General features: G+C 63.2%; 17 protein-coding genes. 12 read left to right on the top strand and 5 right to left on the bottom strand.

What is annotated here, in order from left to right:
* Positions 1 to 194: 194 nt before the first annotated feature.
* Positions 195 to 836, bottom strand: coding sequence for a ribosome biogenesis GTP-binding protein YihA/YsxC (gene yihA / locus E8E75_RS22925; protein WP_120653764.1), 642 nt, complete (start codon positions 834 to 836; stop codon positions 195 to 197).
* Positions 837 to 1,009: 173 nt separating this feature from the next.
* On the opposite strand from yihA, the gene E8E75_RS22920 reads away from it, so the two are divergent.
* From E8E75_RS22920 to E8E75_RS22900, 5 genes are all read left to right on the top strand, one after another.
* A complete protein-coding gene (locus tag E8E75_RS22920) occupies positions 1,010 to 1,300 on the top strand; it encodes a c-type cytochrome (protein WP_077527577.1) in 291 nt (96 codons plus the stop codon).
* A 51-nt stretch (positions 1,301 to 1,351) separates the two neighbouring features.
* Positions 1,352 to 1,957 (top strand): c-type cytochrome, encoded by a 606-nt coding sequence (locus E8E75_RS22915; RefSeq protein ID WP_120653763.1) that lies wholly within the window; start codon positions 1,352 to 1,354, stop codon positions 1,955 to 1,957.
* 142 nt (positions 1,958 to 2,099) lie between these two features.
* The gene (locus E8E75_RS22910; RefSeq protein ID WP_120653762.1) at positions 2,100 to 2,732 is read left to right on the top strand and encodes a thiol:disulfide interchange protein DsbA/DsbL; all 633 of its coding nucleotides are present in this window, start codon (positions 2,100 to 2,102) and stop codon (positions 2,730 to 2,732) included.
* Positions 2,733 to 2,748: 16 nt separating this feature from the next.
* Positions 2,749 to 3,603 (top strand): endonuclease/exonuclease/phosphatase family protein, encoded by an 855-nt coding sequence (locus tag E8E75_RS22905; protein WP_120653761.1) that lies wholly within the window; start codon positions 2,749 to 2,751, stop codon positions 3,601 to 3,603.
* A gap of 20 nt (positions 3,604 to 3,623) precedes the next feature.
* The gene (locus tag E8E75_RS22900; protein ID WP_153919379.1) at positions 3,624 to 5,576 is read left to right on the top strand and encodes a GGDEF domain-containing protein; all 1,953 of its coding nucleotides are present in this window, start codon (positions 3,624 to 3,626) and stop codon (positions 5,574 to 5,576) included.
* Between the two features lie 5 nt (positions 5,577 to 5,581).
* On the opposite strand, the gene E8E75_RS22895 is transcribed toward E8E75_RS22900, so the two are convergent.
* Positions 5,582 to 7,000, bottom strand: coding sequence for a DASH family cryptochrome (locus E8E75_RS22895; RefSeq protein ID WP_153919383.1), 1,419 nt, complete (start codon positions 6,998 to 7,000; stop codon positions 5,582 to 5,584).
* 261 nt (positions 7,001 to 7,261) lie between these two features.
* Between E8E75_RS22895 and E8E75_RS22890 the strand changes: the two genes are divergently transcribed.
* Together E8E75_RS22890 and E8E75_RS22885 are read left to right on the top strand one after the other, a co-directional pair.
* Positions 7,262 to 7,855 carry a MarC family protein gene (locus E8E75_RS22890; RefSeq protein WP_280359814.1) on the top strand — a complete coding sequence of 198 codons (594 nt, stop codon included), beginning with the start codon at positions 7,262 to 7,264 and terminating at the stop codon, positions 7,853 to 7,855.
* Positions 7,852 to 8,631 carry an N-acetylmuramoyl-L-alanine amidase gene (locus E8E75_RS22885; protein ID WP_120653757.1) on the top strand — a complete coding sequence of 260 codons (780 nt, stop codon included), beginning with the start codon at positions 7,852 to 7,854 and terminating at the stop codon, positions 8,629 to 8,631. The genes E8E75_RS22890 and E8E75_RS22885 overlap by 4 nt, the downstream gene beginning before the upstream one ends.
* Before the next feature lie 163 nt (positions 8,632 to 8,794).
* Here the strand turns inward: E8E75_RS22885 and E8E75_RS22880 are convergent, their stop codons facing one another.
* On the bottom strand, positions 8,795 to 10,570 hold the full coding sequence (locus E8E75_RS22880) for a KinB sensor domain-containing domain (RefSeq protein WP_153919386.1): 1,776 nt from the start codon (positions 10,568 to 10,570) through the stop codon (positions 8,795 to 8,797).
* Positions 10,571 to 10,583: 13 nt separating this feature from the next.
* Positions 10,584 to 11,930 carry a sigma-54-dependent response regulator transcription factor AlgB gene (algB, locus tag E8E75_RS22875; protein ID WP_153919389.1) on the bottom strand — a complete coding sequence of 449 codons (1,347 nt, stop codon included), beginning with the start codon at positions 11,928 to 11,930 and terminating at the stop codon, positions 10,584 to 10,586.
* A 450-nt stretch (positions 11,931 to 12,380) separates the two neighbouring features.
* Between algB and E8E75_RS22870 the strand changes: the two genes are divergently transcribed.
* Genes E8E75_RS22870 through E8E75_RS22855 form a run of 4 tightly spaced genes read left to right on the top strand, consistent with a single transcriptional unit; the run spans position 12,381 to position 13,437 of the window.
* Positions 12,381 to 12,620, top strand: a complete 240-nt coding sequence (locus E8E75_RS22870; protein ID WP_153919392.1) for a hypothetical protein — start codon at positions 12,381 to 12,383, stop codon at positions 12,618 to 12,620.
* 20 nt (positions 12,621 to 12,640) lie between these two features.
* A complete protein-coding gene (locus tag E8E75_RS22865; RefSeq protein ID WP_256660888.1) occupies positions 12,641 to 12,775 on the top strand; it encodes a hypothetical protein in 135 nt (44 codons plus the stop codon).
* A 25-nt stretch (positions 12,776 to 12,800) separates the two neighbouring features.
* Complete coding sequence (locus E8E75_RS22860) at positions 12,801 to 12,962, top strand: DUF1328 domain-containing protein (RefSeq protein WP_069081432.1); 162 nt, start codon at positions 12,801 to 12,803, stop codon at positions 12,960 to 12,962.
* A gap of 10 nt (positions 12,963 to 12,972) precedes the next feature.
* Positions 12,973 to 13,437, top strand: a complete 465-nt coding sequence (locus tag E8E75_RS22855; protein WP_120653753.1) for an inhibitor of vertebrate lysozyme family protein — start codon at positions 12,973 to 12,975, stop codon at positions 13,435 to 13,437.
* A gap of 312 nt (positions 13,438 to 13,749) precedes the next feature.
* Here E8E75_RS22855 and wrbA read toward each other — a convergent pair whose 3' ends face one another.
* On the bottom strand, positions 13,750 to 14,346 hold the full coding sequence (gene wrbA, locus E8E75_RS22850) for an NAD(P)H:quinone oxidoreductase (RefSeq protein ID WP_153919395.1): 597 nt from the start codon (positions 14,344 to 14,346) through the stop codon (positions 13,750 to 13,752).
* A 307-nt stretch (positions 14,347 to 14,653) separates the two neighbouring features.
* Here wrbA and gltP point away from each other — a divergent pair, with 307 nt between their 5' ends.
* Complete coding sequence (gene gltP / locus E8E75_RS22845; protein ID WP_153919398.1) at positions 14,654 to 15,985, top strand: glutamate/aspartate:proton symporter GltP; 1,332 nt, start codon at positions 14,654 to 14,656, stop codon at positions 15,983 to 15,985.
* Positions 15,986 to 16,144: the final 159 nt, after the last annotated feature.

Here is a 16,144-nt window from a genome sequence, read left to right as displayed (position 1 = left end):
AACTGTTTTGAAATCCAGTCTGAACTTTCTGCAAGGCGGGGGAGTCACACACATGAATGGCTGGTGAAGCCTTTCGATGCTCCTTTTGCTGTGTTTAGTGTTGGCAGATATCTGAACCCCGCCCTAGCGGTTCAGACTTAGACCCCGAACTTCCCCCTCCCCATACGAAGTCCGGGGTTTTTTTTGCCCGGAATTCAGGCTTCGGTCTCGTCATCCTGCAGATCCAGCTGCAGCCAGTGCGCAAGCACCGCATGGGCTTCCTCGATGCCCTGGCGCTTGGGCGCGGAGAACAGCTGGATGCTGACACCCTCGCCCCAACCCTTGCGGATTTCCTGGCGAACCTTCAGCAGGGCATTTTTCGCGGCACCGAAAGCCAGCTTGTCGGCCTTGGTCAGCAGGATGTGCATGGGCATGTTGCCCGCGCTCGACCAGTCCAGCATCAGGCGGTCGAAGTCGGTCAGCGGGTGGCGGATGTCCATCAGCAGGACCAGCCCGGCGAGGCTTTCGCGGCTGCTGAGATAGGCCTCCAGGTGATGCTGCCAGTGCTGCTTGAGCGGGATCGGCACCTTGGCGTAGCCGTAGCCTGGCAGGTCCACCAGGCGACGTTCTTCGTCCAGGGAGAAGAAATTCAGCAACTGGGTGCGCCCCGGAGTTTTCGAGGTGCGCGCCAGACTGGCATGGGTAAGGGTGTTCAGCGCGCTGGACTTTCCGGCGTTGGAACGCCCGGCAAAAGCCACCTCCAGTCCGGTGTCCGATGGGCACTGGTCGACCTTGGCAGCACTGATGAGAAAACGGGCCTGTTGGCACAGGCCGAGGATCGGGTTCTTCGATGACATTAGGAATCCAGGGGTGCGACGCGGTGTCGCATAGGGCGGTTTCGTTTCCGTTTATGCATCGCCAGTATATAATGCCGCAGATTTAGTGTGCGCTTTATCCCCCAGGGTCTGGTGTCCACGGCATGACCGACGCACGACAGAATGCGCGGCGAAGCCCCCCGATGAGGTTGATCATGAAGAAAGTACTGCTCGCTGCTAGCCTTGCGGCGCTGTCCTTCGTCGCGCAAGCGGCCCAGGATCCTGAAGCGGTTTTCAACCGGGCCTGCGGCGCCTGTCATACTGGTCAGCTGCCGATGGCGCCGAAGAAGGGCGACAAGGCTGCCTGGGAACCGCGCCTGGCCAAGGGCATGGACACTCTGGTACAGAGCGTCACCAACGGTTTGAACGCCATGCCGCCGAAAGGTCTGTGCATGGATTGCAGTGCCGAGGACTACAAGGCCGTCATCCAGTGGATGAGCCAATAAAGTAGCCCGGTGCATAACACCTTTACCCTTTAGCCGTAGTTGGATTAGCTGATGAACAAAGTAATCGTGAGTCTGCTGTTGACCTTGGGCATCACCGGCATGGCCCACGCCGCTGGCGACGCCAAGGCTGGTCAGGCCAAGGCCGCAGTTTGTGGCGCCTGCCATGGTCCGGACGGCAACAGCGCCGCCCCGAATTTCCCGAAACTGGCTGGTCAGGGCGAACGCTACCTGCTCAAGCAGATGAAGGACATCAAGGCTGGTAACCGTACCGTGCTGGAAATGACCGGCCTGCTGAACAACCTCAGCGATCAGGATCTGGCTGACATCGCCGCCTACTTCTCTAGTCAGAAGGGCAGCGTCGGCGCAGCCGATCCGAAAGTCGTGGCACGCGGCGAAGCGCTCTTCCGCGGCGGCAAACTGGAACAGGGCATGCCCGCTTGCACGGGTTGCCACGCTCCCGATGGTTCCGGTAACGCGGCAGCCGGCTTCCCGCACCTGGGTGGCCAGCATGCCCAGTACGTGGCCAAGCAGCTGACTGATTTCCGCGAAGGCAACCGCACCAACGATGGCGACAGCATGATCATGCGTGGCATCGCCGCCAAGCTGAGCAACAAGGACATCGAAGCGGTATCCAGCTACATCCAGGGCCTGCACTGAGACCCGTTGTCTGGAATGTGAAAGAGGGTGGCTTAGGCCACCCTTTTTCATTCTTCGGCCCGCTACAATGGCCGGAACCCGCTGTGTCGCCGCAGGTCGAAACATGGCCTTCGCGGCCCTATTACCCCTCAAGGAGTGAAGCATGCGTAACCTGATTCTTTCCGCCGTTCTTGCCGGCGCAAGCCTGCTGGGCATGAGCGCCGTCCAGGCTGAGGACATCGAAGCCGGCAAGCAGTATGTCGAGCTGAGCAGCCCGGTTCCGGTGTCGGTTCCCGGCAAGATCGAAGTGGTGGAGCTGTTCTGGTATGGCTGCCCGCACTGCTACCAGTTCGAACCGACCCTCAATCCCTGGGCCGAGAAACTGCCGGAAGACGTCAACTTCGTCCGCATTCCTGCCATGTTCGGCGGCCTTTGGAATGTCCACGGCCAGCTGTTCATCACCCTCGAAAGCATGAAAGTCGAGCATCAGGTCCACAAAGCCGTGTTCGATGCCATCCACAAGGAAGGCAAGAAACTCGCGACCCCCGAGGAAATGGCTGAATTCCTCGCTGGTCAGGGCGTGGACAAGGACGCCTTCCTCAAGGCCTACAACTCCTTTGCGGTGAAGGGCCAGATGGAGAAAGCCAAGAAGCTGGCCATGGCCTACCAGATCACCGGCGTACCGACCTTGGTGGTCAACGGCAAGTACCGCTTCGACATCAGCTCCTCGGGTGGCCCGGAGCAGACCCTCAAGGTCGCCGAGCACCTGATCGAGAAGGAGCGCGCCGCGAAGTAAGCGGCGCATTCGCCCGATGCTTCGACGCTGGGTGGGTGAGCGGGAGGCAGGCCCGTGCGATGCACGGGTCAACCCCCACTGCGACAGGGGCGGGTTGCCCGCCGACGGCCGCTTGCGCCTGCTCAGCTTCAACATCCAGGTCGGCATCAGCACCGAGCGTTACCGCCATTACCTGACCCGCGGCTGGCAGCATCTGTTGCCGCACACAGGCCGCGCTGGAAACCTCCAGCGCATTGGCGACCTGCTTGGCGACTACGATCTGGTCGCGCTGCAGGAGGTCGACGGCGGCAGCATCCGCTCCGGCTACATCAATCAGGTCGAGCACCTCGCCCAGCTCGGCGCCTTCCCGTACTGGTATCAACAGCTCAACCGCAATCTCGGGCGCATCGCCCAGCACAGCAACGGCCTGCTCAGCCGTCTGCAGCCCAGTCTCCTGGAAGACCACCCCCTGCCCGGCCCGCCCGGCCGCGGTGCGATCCTGCTGCGCTTCGGTTCAGGCAAGAATGCACTCGCCGTGGTGATGATGCACCTGTCGCTCGGCGCCCGTACCCGTACCCGCCAACTGGCCTATATCCGCGAGCGGGTAAGTGGCTTTCGCCACCTGGTGTTGATGGGCGACATGAACACCCATGCCAACGACCTGCTGGAGCATTCGCCCCTGCGCGATCTCGGCTTGCTGGCGCCGCAGGTCGAGGCGACTTTCCCCAGCTGGCGGCCACAACGCTGTCTCGACCATATCCTGCTCAGCTCCAGCCTGACCCTGGAGCGAGTGGCGGTGCTCAGCCAACCCATATCCGACCATCTGCCCGTGGCGGTGGACATTCGCCTGCCGGTTGAGCTGCAGGCCGACCTGCCCCTTGCCCTCAGCTAACCCTTGCGCGGAACCCTTGCATGAGCGACGACGCCCAGCGTTGGAAAGCCAAATACCTGGAAAGCCTTGAACAGCAGGAGAAGCTCGAGAAGCGCTGGGACGCTCGCCTCGACCTGCTGCGTCGTGGCCTGGTGCGCAGCTCCTTGGCGGCCGAGGGTTCAGACAAGGCGGTTGACCAGTGCATGCAGGAGTTGCGGGAAATCATCCGCAGTGAGCAGATGGACGCCGGTCTTTCGGCGCTGATCCCGCGTCTTGAGAAGGCGGTGCTGGACTCCGAGCAGCGTCGCCAGCAACGCGTGGAACAGAACGTCAGCGCCCTCTCGGGGATCGCCAGTCGCCTTCTCTCGCTCGATTTGCCGCGCGAAGTGCGCAAGGGGATCAAGCAGTTCGCCAGACGCATCGATGAGCGTGCGCGCCAACCCCGTGAGCTGCCGGCGCTGCTGGCCGAACTCGGTGTGCTACAGGGGCAGGCGCTTGAAGTGCTGTCCAGTGACGACGCGTCAGTTGCCAAGCCTGGTCTGCTGCAACGGCTTTTCGGCAGCAACCGAGAGGAGGCGTCAGCTGATCCGACTCCGGCGGCAGCAACAGGGGCGGAAGTCGCGAAACCCGAAGCGTATCGACGCGCAGAGCCAGCGCAGGCCGCCCAGAAATTGAGCTCGCCCGAGCCTGTTCCAGCCTCTCAGGAATCGGCGAAGTCGATTGACCCTGTGGCCACCCTGCCGGCCAACGCCCTTGTTGAACCTGAGCACGCAATCGTCGACGCCGCCCCCGTGCGCAGCAACGCTCTGGACAGCTTGCCGCTTTCCGCTTCCATTCTGACCGGCGACGGCAACCCCGAGTACGCTCTGCCCGGCCTACCGGAGCCGGGCTACAGCGCTATCGCCCCCCATGTGGCGGACAGCCTGCGCTCACTATTGGACGAGCTGGACCTTCCCGAGCACCACCAGCCGCAGGCAGCGGCCCTGCGCCAACGCCTGGAAGGGGGGCTGAACTGGTACGAACTGGTGCCCGTGCTGGATGACTTCGCAGTGCTGGTGCTGGCAGTGACCGACAGCGGACACCGCGAATTCGCCGGTTACCTCAAACAGCTGAACCAGCGCCTGGTGCTGTTCCTCGAGCACCTGAGCGCGGCACATGAGGGTTATTCCGAGTCGCTGGACAGTGCCCGCGCCCTGGACGACCAGCTGCGCGAACAGGTCAGCGGCTTGCAGGCCAGCGTGCAGGACGCTACCGACCTCAACCACCTCAAGGAGAGCCTGGAACAGCGCCTGGACGGTCTGCTCGATACCATGAACCGCTATCAGCAGCAGCGCTCGGCCCGCGAGCACGAAGTCGGTGAGCGACTGCAGGTGCTGATGACGCGGGTGGCGACCATGGAAGAAGAAGCCAAGACCTTCCAGAACAACCTCGAGGTCCAGCGCCAGAAGGCCCTGCGGGACCCGCTCACTGGCCTACCCAACCGTGCGGCCTGGAACGAGCGACTGGAAATCGAACTGGCCCGGCAGCAGCGCTACGGTGGCGACCTGTTGCTGGCGGTAATCGACATCGACCATTTCAAGCGCATCAACGATGGCTTTGGCCACCTGGCCGGCGACAAGGTACTGAAGATTATTGCCGGCGAACTCCACCGGCGACTGCGCAAGACCGACTTCATCGCACGCTTCGGCGGTGAGGAGTTCGCCGTCCTGTTGCCTGCGACTCCGGTGGAAGGCGGCGCGCAATTGATGGAATGCCTGCGACTGGCCATCGAAGCCTGCCCGTTCCACTTCAAGGGGGAGCGGGTTTCCATCACCCTCTCGGGCGGCCTGACATCGCTGATTGCCGGTGAGCCGAGCGACATCGCGTTTCAGCGAGCGGACGAGGCGCTCTACCGGGCCAAGCACCAGGGGCGCAACCGCATCGAGCTGGCCCTGCCGAAACCTTCGGCTGGGCGCAGCGAGCCCGACCCCCAAGGCCTCTCGCAACCAGGCTGAACCTGTCAGGCGGCACTGGAGATATAAGGTTTCCAATTGTCCGGAATGTGCTCCAGGCGCGGGTAATCCAGCCCGGCGAACTGCAGTTCGCTGAGCATGAATGGAGTGTGGCGCTGCTCGATCGGCAGGCCGCGCAGTTCCGGTAGCCAGAGACTGACGTAGGAGGCGTCCGGGTCGTATTGCCGGGCCTGGCGCAGCGCATTGAAGGCCCGCGCGCGACGCGGGTCGCTGGCCACCCCGGCGAGGTAGGCCCAGTTGCCCCAGTTGCTTGCCGGGTCGTAGTCCAGCAGGTGCTCCTCGAACCATGCCGCGCCATAGCGCCAATCCTGCTGCAAGTCGTTGACCAGGTAAGCTGCCACCACCTGGCGGCCACGACTGGACATCCAGCCTGTCATCATCAGCTCTCGCATGTTGGCGTCCACCAGCGGCATACCGGTACGGCCGTTGCACCAACGCAGGTAGCGCTCGTCGAGATTGTTCGGCGCCCGCGCGGTGGCTTTCAGGCCATCCGAGCGGAACAGGGCGCCACCAAAGCGCAGCAGGGTCCAGCGGAAGAACTCGCGCCAGAGCAACTCCATCCACAGCTGCTGGGTCGACTCACTGCGGCCATGCTGTGCCTCCAGACGATGTAGCTCCGCGGCGACCCGGCGTGGTGACAGGCTGCCGTTGGCCAGCCAGGGCGACAGCTTGGACGAGTACTCGCTGCCGATCATGCCGTTGCGGGTTTCCTGGTACTGGTGCACGCCCCGGGATTCCCAGAGATAGTCGCGCAGCCGAGCCTGGGCGGCAGGCTCGCCGCCGGCGAAAGGGAACGCGGTGGCCGGTGTGCCCAGGGGCTCGCCCAGGCCCAGGCGGGACAGCGTTGGCAGGGGCACCATCAGGCTCAGCGCGCCGCTGGGCAATGGTGGCAGCGTGGGAGGAGCAGGACGCGGCTGGAAGACGTAGAGGCGCTCATCCATCAGGTCGCGGAACTGGTTGAAGACTGAAGGCAGTTCGATCAGCGGGCGGGGCAGTTCTTCTTCACGCAACAGGTTGTTACCCGGCATCTCGACGAGGGGCACGCCCAAGGCATGACGCACACGGCGTACCTCATCGAGCTCGTAGGGCGCTATTTCACCCAGGGTCAGTACCTCCTCCAGGCCCAGGTGCTCAACCAGGGTGGGTATCACCAGCTCCGCGTGGCCCTGTACCACCAGAAGCCGTGAGCCGTGCTGGCGCAGGCCGGAGTCCAGGGCCGCCAGGCTTTCCAGGAGGAAGCGCGCCCGATGCACACCCAGACGACGCGGCCCCAACGGAGAAGGACCGAGCAGCGCGGGGTCGAAGACGTACAGGGGCAGCAAGCGGTCAGCCTGGAGCGCGATCTGGAGCGCCGGGTGGTCATCGAGCCTGAGATCCTGCTTGAACCAGAGCAGCGCGCGGCGCATGGCGGTCTTCCTCGGCGGGGATTTCCCTTACCTACAACATTACCTGTGGCGGCCGTTTCCACGTCGCCGTTCATCCCAGTCTGTAGGCCCCATGTCCGATTAGCACAGTGGCAACAGGCTATAATCCGCGCCCTTTTTCTTCCGGGAGTACGAGTCCGGGAAGATTTCGCAACAGGTTCGCCACCCGGCGCCCGAGACTGCGCGCAGACGCCAGCGCAACCGGCCATTACACTTCTGCCCATTGGTTTGAGGGGACACCCCATGGAAATCCTAGGCATTGCCGTCCTGATCTTTCTGGTCACCGACCCCTTCGGCAACATCGCCATTTTCATCGCCGCACTCAAGGGCGTGGCGCCCGAGCGCCGCCTGAGGGTCGCCCTGCGCGAACTGTTGTTCGCGCTGGCCCTGCTGATGCTGTTCCTCACCTTTGGCGACAAGATCCTCAGCGGCCTCGGCCTCTCCCGCGAGTCCATCGCCATCGCCGGCGGCATCATCCTGTTCATCATCGCTCTGCGTCTGATTTTCCCGCGACCCGAAGGCGTGCTCGGCGACCTGCCCGGCGGCGAACCGATGCTGGTGCCGCTGGCCACCCCGGCAGTAGCTGGTCCGTCGGCCCTCGCGGTACTGATGACCCTGCGCAACACCCACCAGGGAGCGCTCTGGGAACTCTATGTCGCGGTGCTGCTGGCCTGTGCCTGCACGGCCCTGATCCTGCTGCAGGCTGCCTTCCTGCAACGCTTCCTCGGTGACCGTGGCCTGATGGCCGTGGAGCGCCTGACCGGCATGTTGCTGATCATGCTCAGCGTCGACATGCTGCTCGACAACCTGCAAAGCATCCTTCACCTGACCCCATGAAAGCCCTTGTCCTGAGCCTTGCCCTGCTTCTGCTCGGTGGCTGCGCCGGCGGACTGCGCATCGACGATAGCCACCGTTCGGTGAGCCAGAGCAGCCGTGTGCAGTACGTGGTGTTGCACTACACCTCCACCGACATGGAGAGCTCCCTGCGCCTGCTGACCCGTGACGGCGTCAGCAGCCATTACCTGATTGGCGACCATCCAGCCAAGGTCTATCGCCTGGTGGATGAGAATCGCCGCGCCTGGCATGCGGGCGTCAGCGAGTGGCAGGGGCGTACCTGGTTGAACGCCAGCACCCTTGGCATCGAACTGGTCAACAATGGCTACCGCGATACTCCAGCCGGGCGCGTCTACCAGCCGTTCAGCGAGGAGCAGATCGAGGCCCTGATCCTACTGCTCAAGGACATCGTCCAGCGCCACAACCTGCCACTGGGCAGCATCATCGGCCACAGCGATATCGCGCCCCAGCGCAAGGTCGACCCGGGCCCGCTGTTCCCCTGGAAACGCCTGGCCGACGCCGGGCTGCTGCCCTGGCCGGACGCGCGAGCGGTGGCCCGTGAACAGGCGCGTTTCGCTGCGGCTCTACCCACGGTCGGCTGGTTCCAACAGCAGCTCATTCGCCAGGGCTACAGCACGCCGCAGAGCGGGGTCCTGGACAAGGAAACCCGCAACGTCATCGCCGCCTTCCAGATGAAGTACCGCCAGCGCCTCTACGACGGCCAGCCCGATGCCGAGACCGCCGCCCTGCTGCTGGTGCTCAACGGCATGCCGCGTTAAGGGGCGAGCCGCGAATCTACCCAGTGCACGGACTTCTCTTCTGTAGGGTTGAATTCATTCGCCAAGGGCAGCGCAGCTGCACCCTTTCAACCTTGCGGGCATGCCTTCGGCCTGCTTGGCGAATGAACTCGCCCCTACAAGCAAGCAGGCTCCGAGCGCGCCCTTACATCGGCAACGTCATATAGAACTGCGCGCCATGCCCAGGGCGTGAATACAGGCCGATGCGCCCGCCGTGCAGTTGCACGATCTCCTTGCACATGGCCAGGCCAAGGCCGGCACCACCTTTGCGGTGGCCAACCTGCACGAATGGCTCGAAGATCCGCGACTGCTGGCTGTAGGGCACGCCCTCGCCGTCGTCCGCCACACTCAACAGCACCCGTTCGCCGTGTCGCCGGGCCTGCAAGCGGATATGCCCGCCATTCGGGCTATGGCGAATCGCGTTGCCCACCAGGTTGTCCAGCACCCGCTCGATTTGCAGTCGATCGAGGCTCATCCGCGGTAGTGGTGGGTACAGCTCCAGTTCGATCTCGATACCGTGCTCGCTGGCTTGGGGCTCGTAGCGCTGACGTAGAGCTACAAGCAGCTCCTCCAGGTCACAGGGCTCGCGCTCCAGTACCTGCACGCCACTCTGGTAGCGGGAAAAGTCGAGCAAGTCGTTGATCAGGCGTACCAGCCGCTGCATTTCCTCGTCCACCGTCTTCAGCAAGTCCGCCTCGCGGCCTTCGGGGTCGAAGTTCAGGCGCTCGTTGAGAAGACCGAAGGCCATCTGCATGCCGGTTACCGGTGTCCGCAGCTCGTGGGAGGCGCGCAGCACGAACTCGTTACGTACCCGCTCGAAGGCACGTTCTTCAGTTACGTCTCGCAGCACCATCACTCCACCCTGCAGGCGCTCTGCGTCAAGCGCCACCGGCACCAGCCGCCAGTTCAGCAGGCGTTGCTCGCCGTCCGCGTTTACTTCCAGGTCCTCGGGCGCTTCGTCCAGGGTTTCACCGCGCAGCACCCGCTGGGCCAGCTCGTCCAGCTCTGGCCGGCCAAGGGCCTGCGACAGCAGCTGGCCGGGGACGACCTCCTCCCAGGAGAGCTGCCGCTGTGCCACTGGGTTCGCGTGCTGGATGCGCCCCTGCCGATCAAGGATCAGCAGGCCGTCGTCGATGCTGTCGAGGACTGCCTTCAGGCGCTGCTGCTCGGCCAGCAGTTTCTCGACATTGGTTTCCTTGAACATGCGCAGGGCCTCGGCCATCAGGCCAAAGCGACGGATCAGCGTGGACATCTCGTTCACCGGCGACAGGGGTAGCGTGACCTTGAAATCTCCCCGGCCCACCTGGTCGGCGGCCTTGGCCAGTGCGTCGATGGGTTCGGCGAAGCGACGAGCCATGCCATGGGCGGTAATGAGGCCGACCGCCAGGACCGCTATACCGAGCAGGCCGAGCAGGCTTGCAACCAGCAGCGCCCGATTGCGCGCAGCGCCTTCGGCGTCGCCGACCACGGACAGCGAATGGCGCTGCAGCTCCACCATGCTGGTGCGCAGGATATCCAGGGAGTGGCTGAAGTCGTCGTCGTCCAGCAGGCTCCAGCGCAGGCTGACGGGCTGTCGCACGACGTCGAGGAAGATCTTGTAGGACGCGGCGATCCGCTGGAAGTGTGCGAGGGTCTGCTCATCCGTGGTCGAGTGCAGGCCCTCATCCAACGCCGCAAGGAACTTCTGCTGCGAGGCCTGCAAGGCCGGCAGGTCCAGGTCCCTGCCCATCAGGTTGACCATCTGGTCGCCCAGCTGCTGGCGCATCCGCAGGCTGATATCGATGGTGGCGAAGGACTGGTTGATCAGGCGTTCCTGGGAGCTTGCCATTTGCATCACGCTGACCAGGCCCAGCAGCAATCCCAGGAGGGCGACGGTGATCAGTGCCGAGATGCTCAGAAACAGTCGCGTGCGCAGTCGCATGGCGGCGACCCCTTCAGAGGCCGTAAAGCTTGCGTTTGCGATACAGGGTCGAAGCGTCGATACCCAGCGTACGGGCGGCCTGGTCGAGCGTCTCGCTAGTGGCCAGTACTCCGGCGATATGTGCGCGTTCCAGGTCTTCCAGGCTCAGCGGTCCTCCTACCCTTGGCGCATTGGCCGTGGGTGTGTCGCCCAGCCCCAGGTGGCTGACCTCGACTCGCTCCTGGTTGCAGATGATCGTGGCGCGCTCGATCACGTTGCGCAGTTCGCGCACGTTACCCGGCCAGCGATAGTTGAGCAGCGCTGCCGTCGCTTCTTCGCTGAAGGCCCGCGCCGGACGTGCATACTCGCCGACGAAGCGCGCCAGGAAGCGCTCGGCGAGGTCGAGGATGTCTTCGTGGCGTTCGCGTAACGGCGGCAGGCTCAAGGCAATCACGTTGATGCGATAGAGCAGGTCCTCTCGGAAGCGGCCGTCGCGAACCATCTCGTCCAGATCAAGGTTGGTGGCGGCGAGAATGCGCACATCGGCGCGACGGGTCACCGGGTCGCCCACCCGTTCGTACTCCTTGTCCTGGATGAAACGCAGCAGTTTGGGCTGGAGGCTCAGGGGGAAGTCGCCAATCTCGTCGAGGAACAGCGTTCCGCCATCGGCCTGGCTTACCCGGCCCAGGGTGCTTTCGCTGGCACCGGTAAAGGCTCCCCGGTTGTGTCCGAATAGCTCGCTTTCCATCAGGTCGGCCGACAGCGAGGGGCAATTGATGGTGACGACAGCTTTCTTCGCGCGCTTGCTCCAGCCATGGATGGCGCGGGCCAGTTCTCCCTTACCGGTGCCCGATTCACCAAGAATGAGGATATTGGCGTCGGTGCCGGCCACCTGCCTCGCGGTCTCCAGCACGGCCATCATGGCCGGGCTCTGGGAAAACAGTCCCTCACCCGCGCGGCGTACTTCACCTTCGAGGGCTTCCAGGCGCGCGGTGAGTTGGCGCACTTCCAACTGCTTGGCCGCGGCCATGCGCAATTGGTCAGGGCTGCAGGGCTTGACCAGGTAATCGGCGGCGCCGGCCTGCATCGCATCCACCGCCGTATCGACCGCTGAGTGCGCAGTCACGATCACCACGCGCATCCAAGGCGCCTGTACGCGCATCTGCGCCAGTACGTCGAGGCCGCTGTCCTCGCCCAGACGCAGATCGAGGAAGCACAGGTCGAAGACCTGCCTCTGCAGGATCGTCTCCGCCTGCGCCGCACTGGCGGCCGTGGCAACGCTGTAGCCTTCGTCCTCCAGGCAGTAGCGAAAGGTACGCAGGATGGCGGCCTCGTCATCCACCAGCAGGATTCGTCCCTGGTTCTCGGTTACCTGTTCCATGCTCTCACTCCATTTCCGAGTCATAGAAAGTTAGTCCAAGAAATGTCGTGCAAGTTGCACGCGTTTTTCCTACAGGCATTGCAGCATGCAAGTGTGTGAAGTGCCTAGACAAAATATAACTTACTGATTTCTAAGAAAGTTTATTCATTATCAAGACTGGCACAGGCCTTGCGATGTTCCCGATACCTGAAGGCGCATCGGTCTTTCTACCTCTTGTGACCCCAGTGCACCTTCAGGACAGCTCCGCCTGGAACAGGGAGGTTCCGGGCCTTTTAAGAGCATGCAATTTGCCTGGCGAGCTGAGCCTGATCGTGCAAAGTGCCGTCGGGCGTGGTCGAGGTTCTCAAGTAACCCATTGAGCTGGTGAGGATTTTTGAAGGGCCGCGGCTGGCGTGAGCCATGCATCTGAAGTAACGAGGCCACAAATCCACCCCAAGGGAGGATTCGAGGATGAAAGGTTTCCAGTGGTGGTCGTCCAGATGGCTGATGGTCCTTCTGACCGGGCTGGTCGTGGTGCTCGGCATGCTCGCCGAACAGCACCTGCGAGAGCGCATCCAGCCGGCGCCGCTGCAGGTTCCCGCTGCGGAACAGAGCAGCCGGACGGCCCCGGTTCGTGCCGATGGCCCGCTGCATGAGGTGAGTCAGCACATGTGGACCGAGGCCGGCGCCCAGCCGCGCTGGGTCTTCTGATCGAGCAGAGGCGTGCCGTCATGTTGAGCCTTGCCTTCGCCCTGACTACCGCGCTGTGTGGCATCGTCATGTTGCGCAGCGCCTGCCAACGGTATGCAACACCCACCGACGCTGCGGTCTGCGTCGTGCCGGTGGTCCCTGCGCAGTCGCGCTGACAACAGAAGCAAAAGGAGAAAGGCCATGCTGAGTTGGGCACTTACTTTCCTGGTCATCGCAATCGTCGCCGCCGTGCTTGGATTCGGTGGTATCGCCGGAACCGCTGCGGGCATCGCGAAGATACTTTTCGTCATCTTCCTGGTGCTGTTCGTGGTGTCCTTCATCATGGGCCGACGCGCCCCCTGAGGAGGCTTTCATGGATCGCTCGATCAAGGCGGTTACCGCCTTGCTCCTGGGGTTGGCCGGCGCTCAAGCGCTGGCCGCCGACACGGACGCCCAGCACCGCCTCAACGAACTGCTCGGCAGCGACCCTGAGTATCAGGAGACCTGGCAGGAGCTGGTGCAAGACGAAAGCCGACTACCCGAGTGGGTCATGAATCTTTCGGGCACTGCGCCGCCAATGAAGGCGGTTGAAGACGAGGGTGACAAGTATCTGGTGGGCGGGCTCTGCGAAGCCAAGAACTGCTTCAGCCAGCGCCTCTATGTTGCCTTCAGCTGGAACAAGGACGACGTCTGGGCACTCTATGTGCAGTTGCCGGACGGCTTGCCATCCGACAAGTCGCCCAGTCGACATGCCAGTTATCGCTGGCTCGGCGAGCCGGACGAAGAAGTCCGGCACATCCTCGACGAGCAATTGAAAGCGGACCCGAACTGGTATTGAGGACTCAAGGGATCAAGGTCCGGCGACGGGCCGATGGACCAAGGGGCCGGGTTGTTCCGCGTTGTCTTTAGCGGCGTGACCCAGGGGCAGAAGGGGTGCCTCCACGACCATGTGGGCCGGGTCGGGCGAGCTGCTGCCGGGAGTTGGAAAGTTCCAGCTCCCGGCAGCAGAAACATTTGCTCGTCAGTAATGAATGCTTCTTTTGTGGGGGCGAATTCATTCGCGAATGGCGACAGGGTTGCCCCCTGGGACCTTGTCGAGCAGTCCTTCGGCCTGCATAGCGATTGAAATCGCCCCCACAAGGGTCTCCCCTCATTTCATCCTGCTGACCAAAGTCGCCACGTGCGCGCCCTGGAACTTCGCCAGGGATAGCTCCTTGGCGCTGGGCTGGCGCGAGCCATCGCTGCCGGCCACGGTAGCCGCGCCGTAGGGCGAGCCCCCTCGCAGCTCACTGATATCGGTCAGTTCCGGTGCCGAATAGGGCAGTCCGGCAAGCAGCATTCCGTGATGCGCCAGCGTGTGCCAGAACGAAGTGATGGTGGTTTCCGAGCCGCCGCCGGTGCCGGTTGAGGTGAAGACGCTGCCGATCTTGCCGATCAGCGCGCCCTTCACCCAGAGCCCGCCAGTCTGGTCGAGGAAGCTGCGCATCTGTGCGCTCATGTTGCCAAAGCGAGTCGGCGTGCCGAACAGGATGGCGTCGTAGTTCTCCAGCTCCTGCGGGCTGGCCACGGGCGCGGCCTGATCCAGCTTGGCGCCGGCTTTACGGGCCACATCCTCAGGCATGGTTTCCGGCACACGCTTGAGGGTCACTTCCACGCCGGAAACGCTGCGCGCGCCTTCGGCGACGGATTCCGCCATACGTTCGATATGACCGTACATCGAGTAATAGAGCACCAGGACCTTCTTCATCGCCGCTCTCCATTCATCTACAAACTGGCAGCCCGACCGGGCCGGACCCAGTCAGCCTAGATGGCGCTCACAGACTTTGCTGTCGCCGCTTCCGGGAAAATTCCCATGCCGGAAATGCTATCCAGGAAGCGCTGGAACCATGGTCCCATCCGGTTTTAGTCATGCCGATTTGGCATAGGGTAGGCGGTTACGGCATTAGACGATCATTAGCTCCCTATGAATCATGTCGCCCCTTTTTTGCGGTCCGCTCGGCCATCCCGGCGGTGCCGTACTCCCGACTTCCACAAGAACTCAGAGGGTGACGACTATGACCAAGGCCAGATTGAGCCTCGCATGGCAGATTCTCATCGGGCTGGTGCTGGGTATCGCCATTGGCGCCCTGCTCAACCACTTCAGTGCCGAAAAGGCCTGGTGGATCACCAACGTCCTGCAACCGGCCGGTGACATCTTCATTCGCCTGATCAAGATGATCGTCATCCCGATCGTCATCGCTTCTCTGGTCGTCGGCATCGCTGGCGTGGGCGACGCCAAGAAGCTTGGCCGCATCGGCCTGAAGACCATCCTCTACTTCGAGATCATCACCACGGTGGCGATCGTCGTCGGCCTGCTGCTGGCCAACTTCTTCCAGCCCGGCGCCGGCATCGACATGAGCACCCTGGGTACGGTGGACATCTCCAAGTACCAGCAGACCGCCCAGGAAGTGCAGCACGACCACGCGCTGATCTCGACCCTGCTGAACCTGATTCCCTCCAACATCTTCGCCGCCGTGGCCCGTGGCGAGATGCTGCCGATCATCTTCTTCTCCGTGATGTTCGGCCTCGGCCTTTCGAGCCTTCCGGGCGAGACTCGCGAGCCAGTGGTGAAGGTGTTCCAGGGCGTGTCCGAGACCATGTTCAAGGTCACCCACATGATCATGGCGTACGCCCCCATCGGCGTATTCGCGCTGATCGCCGTGACCGTGGCCAACTTCGGCTTCGCCTCGCTGCTGCCGCTGGCCAAGCTGGTGGTGCTGGTGTACTTCGCCATCGCCTTCTTCGCCTTCATGGTCCTGGGGCTGGTGGCGCGTCTGTTCGGCTTCTCCATCATCAAGCTGATGCGCATCTTCAAGGACGAGCTGATCCTCGCGTACTCCACCGCCAGCTCCGAGACCGTCCTGCCGCGCATCATCGAGAAGATGGAAGCCTACGGCGCACCGCGCGCCATCAGCAGCTTCGTGGTCCCCACCGGCTACTCCTTCAACCTCGATGGCTCGACCCTGTACCAGAGCATCGCGGCCATCTTCATCGCCCAGCTCTACGGCATCGATCTCAGCATCAGCCAGCAGCTGCTGCTGGTGCTGACTCTGATGGTCACCTCCAAGGGGATCGCCGGTGTGCCGGGCGTCTCCTTCGTGGTCCTGCTGGCCACCCTGGGCAGCGTTGGCATCCCGCTGGAAGGCCTGGCCTTCATCGCGGGCGTCGACCGCATCATGGACATGGCCCGTACCGCGCTGAACGTGATCGGCAACGCCCTGGCGGTACTGGTCATTGCGAAGTGGGAAGGCATGTACGACGCCGAGAAGGGCCAGCGTTACCTGGCCTCCCTGCCGAGCACCGGCAACACCGCCACCTCGGCCAAGGGCCGTGCAGTCATCGACTGAGGCCGCGCCGTGCTGAACGAAAAAGCCCCGACCAGATCGGGGCTTTTTTGTTGGCGCCCTGATTCAAGCACCTGCGGGGGTGAGGGAGGCAGGATTTCACGCGGGCTCAAGGGCAGATTGAATTCGCCCCTGCGGCTACACCCCCGCTAGAATCCGCCT

The organism is Pseudomonas sp. BN606 (assembly GCF_029873115.1).
Lineage (GTDB): Bacteria > Pseudomonadota > Gammaproteobacteria > Pseudomonadales > Pseudomonadaceae > Metapseudomonas.
The sequence above is the reverse complement of the archived record's forward strand: the minus strand, read 5'-3'. Positions and strand labels throughout refer to the sequence as shown.

What these genes read in the sequence shown, in the direction of transcription:
- yihA (WP_120653764.1), bottom strand. Translation starts at nt 836, where the DNA reads ATGTCATCGAAGAACCCGATCCTCGGCCTGTGCCAACAGGCCCGTTTT.
- E8E75_RS22920 (WP_077527577.1), top strand. Translation starts at nt 1,010, where the DNA reads ATGAAGAAAGTACTGCTCGCTGCTAGCCTTGCGGCGCTGTCCTTCGTC.
- E8E75_RS22915 (WP_120653763.1), top strand. Translation starts at nt 1,352, where the DNA reads ATGAACAAAGTAATCGTGAGTCTGCTGTTGACCTTGGGCATCACCGGC.
- E8E75_RS22910 (WP_120653762.1), top strand. Translation starts at nt 2,100, where the DNA reads ATGCGTAACCTGATTCTTTCCGCCGTTCTTGCCGGCGCAAGCCTGCTG.
- E8E75_RS22905 (WP_120653761.1), top strand. Translation starts at nt 2,749, where the DNA reads ATGCTTCGACGCTGGGTGGGTGAGCGGGAGGCAGGCCCGTGCGATGCA.
- E8E75_RS22900 (WP_153919379.1), top strand. Translation starts at nt 3,624, where the DNA reads ATGAGCGACGACGCCCAGCGTTGGAAAGCCAAATACCTGGAAAGCCTT.
- E8E75_RS22895 (WP_153919383.1), bottom strand. Translation starts at nt 7,000, where the DNA reads ATGCGCCGCGCGCTGCTCTGGTTCAAGCAGGATCTCAGGCTCGATGAC.
- E8E75_RS22890 (WP_280359814.1), top strand. Translation starts at nt 7,262, where the DNA reads ATGGAAATCCTAGGCATTGCCGTCCTGATCTTTCTGGTCACCGACCCC.
- E8E75_RS22885 (WP_120653757.1), top strand. Translation starts at nt 7,852, where the DNA reads ATGAAAGCCCTTGTCCTGAGCCTTGCCCTGCTTCTGCTCGGTGGCTGC.
- E8E75_RS22880 (WP_153919386.1), bottom strand. Translation starts at nt 10,570, where the DNA reads ATGCGACTGCGCACGCGACTGTTTCTGAGCATCTCGGCACTGATCACC.
- algB (WP_153919389.1), bottom strand. Translation starts at nt 11,930, where the DNA reads ATGGAACAGGTAACCGAGAACCAGGGACGAATCCTGCTGGTGGATGAC.
- E8E75_RS22870 (WP_153919392.1), top strand. Translation starts at nt 12,381, where the DNA reads ATGAAAGGTTTCCAGTGGTGGTCGTCCAGATGGCTGATGGTCCTTCTG.
- E8E75_RS22865 (WP_256660888.1), top strand. Translation starts at nt 12,641, where the DNA reads ATGTTGAGCCTTGCCTTCGCCCTGACTACCGCGCTGTGTGGCATCGTC.
- E8E75_RS22860 (WP_069081432.1), top strand. Translation starts at nt 12,801, where the DNA reads ATGCTGAGTTGGGCACTTACTTTCCTGGTCATCGCAATCGTCGCCGCC.
- E8E75_RS22855 (WP_120653753.1), top strand. Translation starts at nt 12,973, where the DNA reads ATGGATCGCTCGATCAAGGCGGTTACCGCCTTGCTCCTGGGGTTGGCC.
- wrbA (WP_153919395.1), bottom strand. Translation starts at nt 14,346, where the DNA reads ATGAAGAAGGTCCTGGTGCTCTATTACTCGATGTACGGTCATATCGAA.
- gltP (WP_153919398.1), top strand. Translation starts at nt 14,654, where the DNA reads ATGACCAAGGCCAGATTGAGCCTCGCATGGCAGATTCTCATCGGGCTG.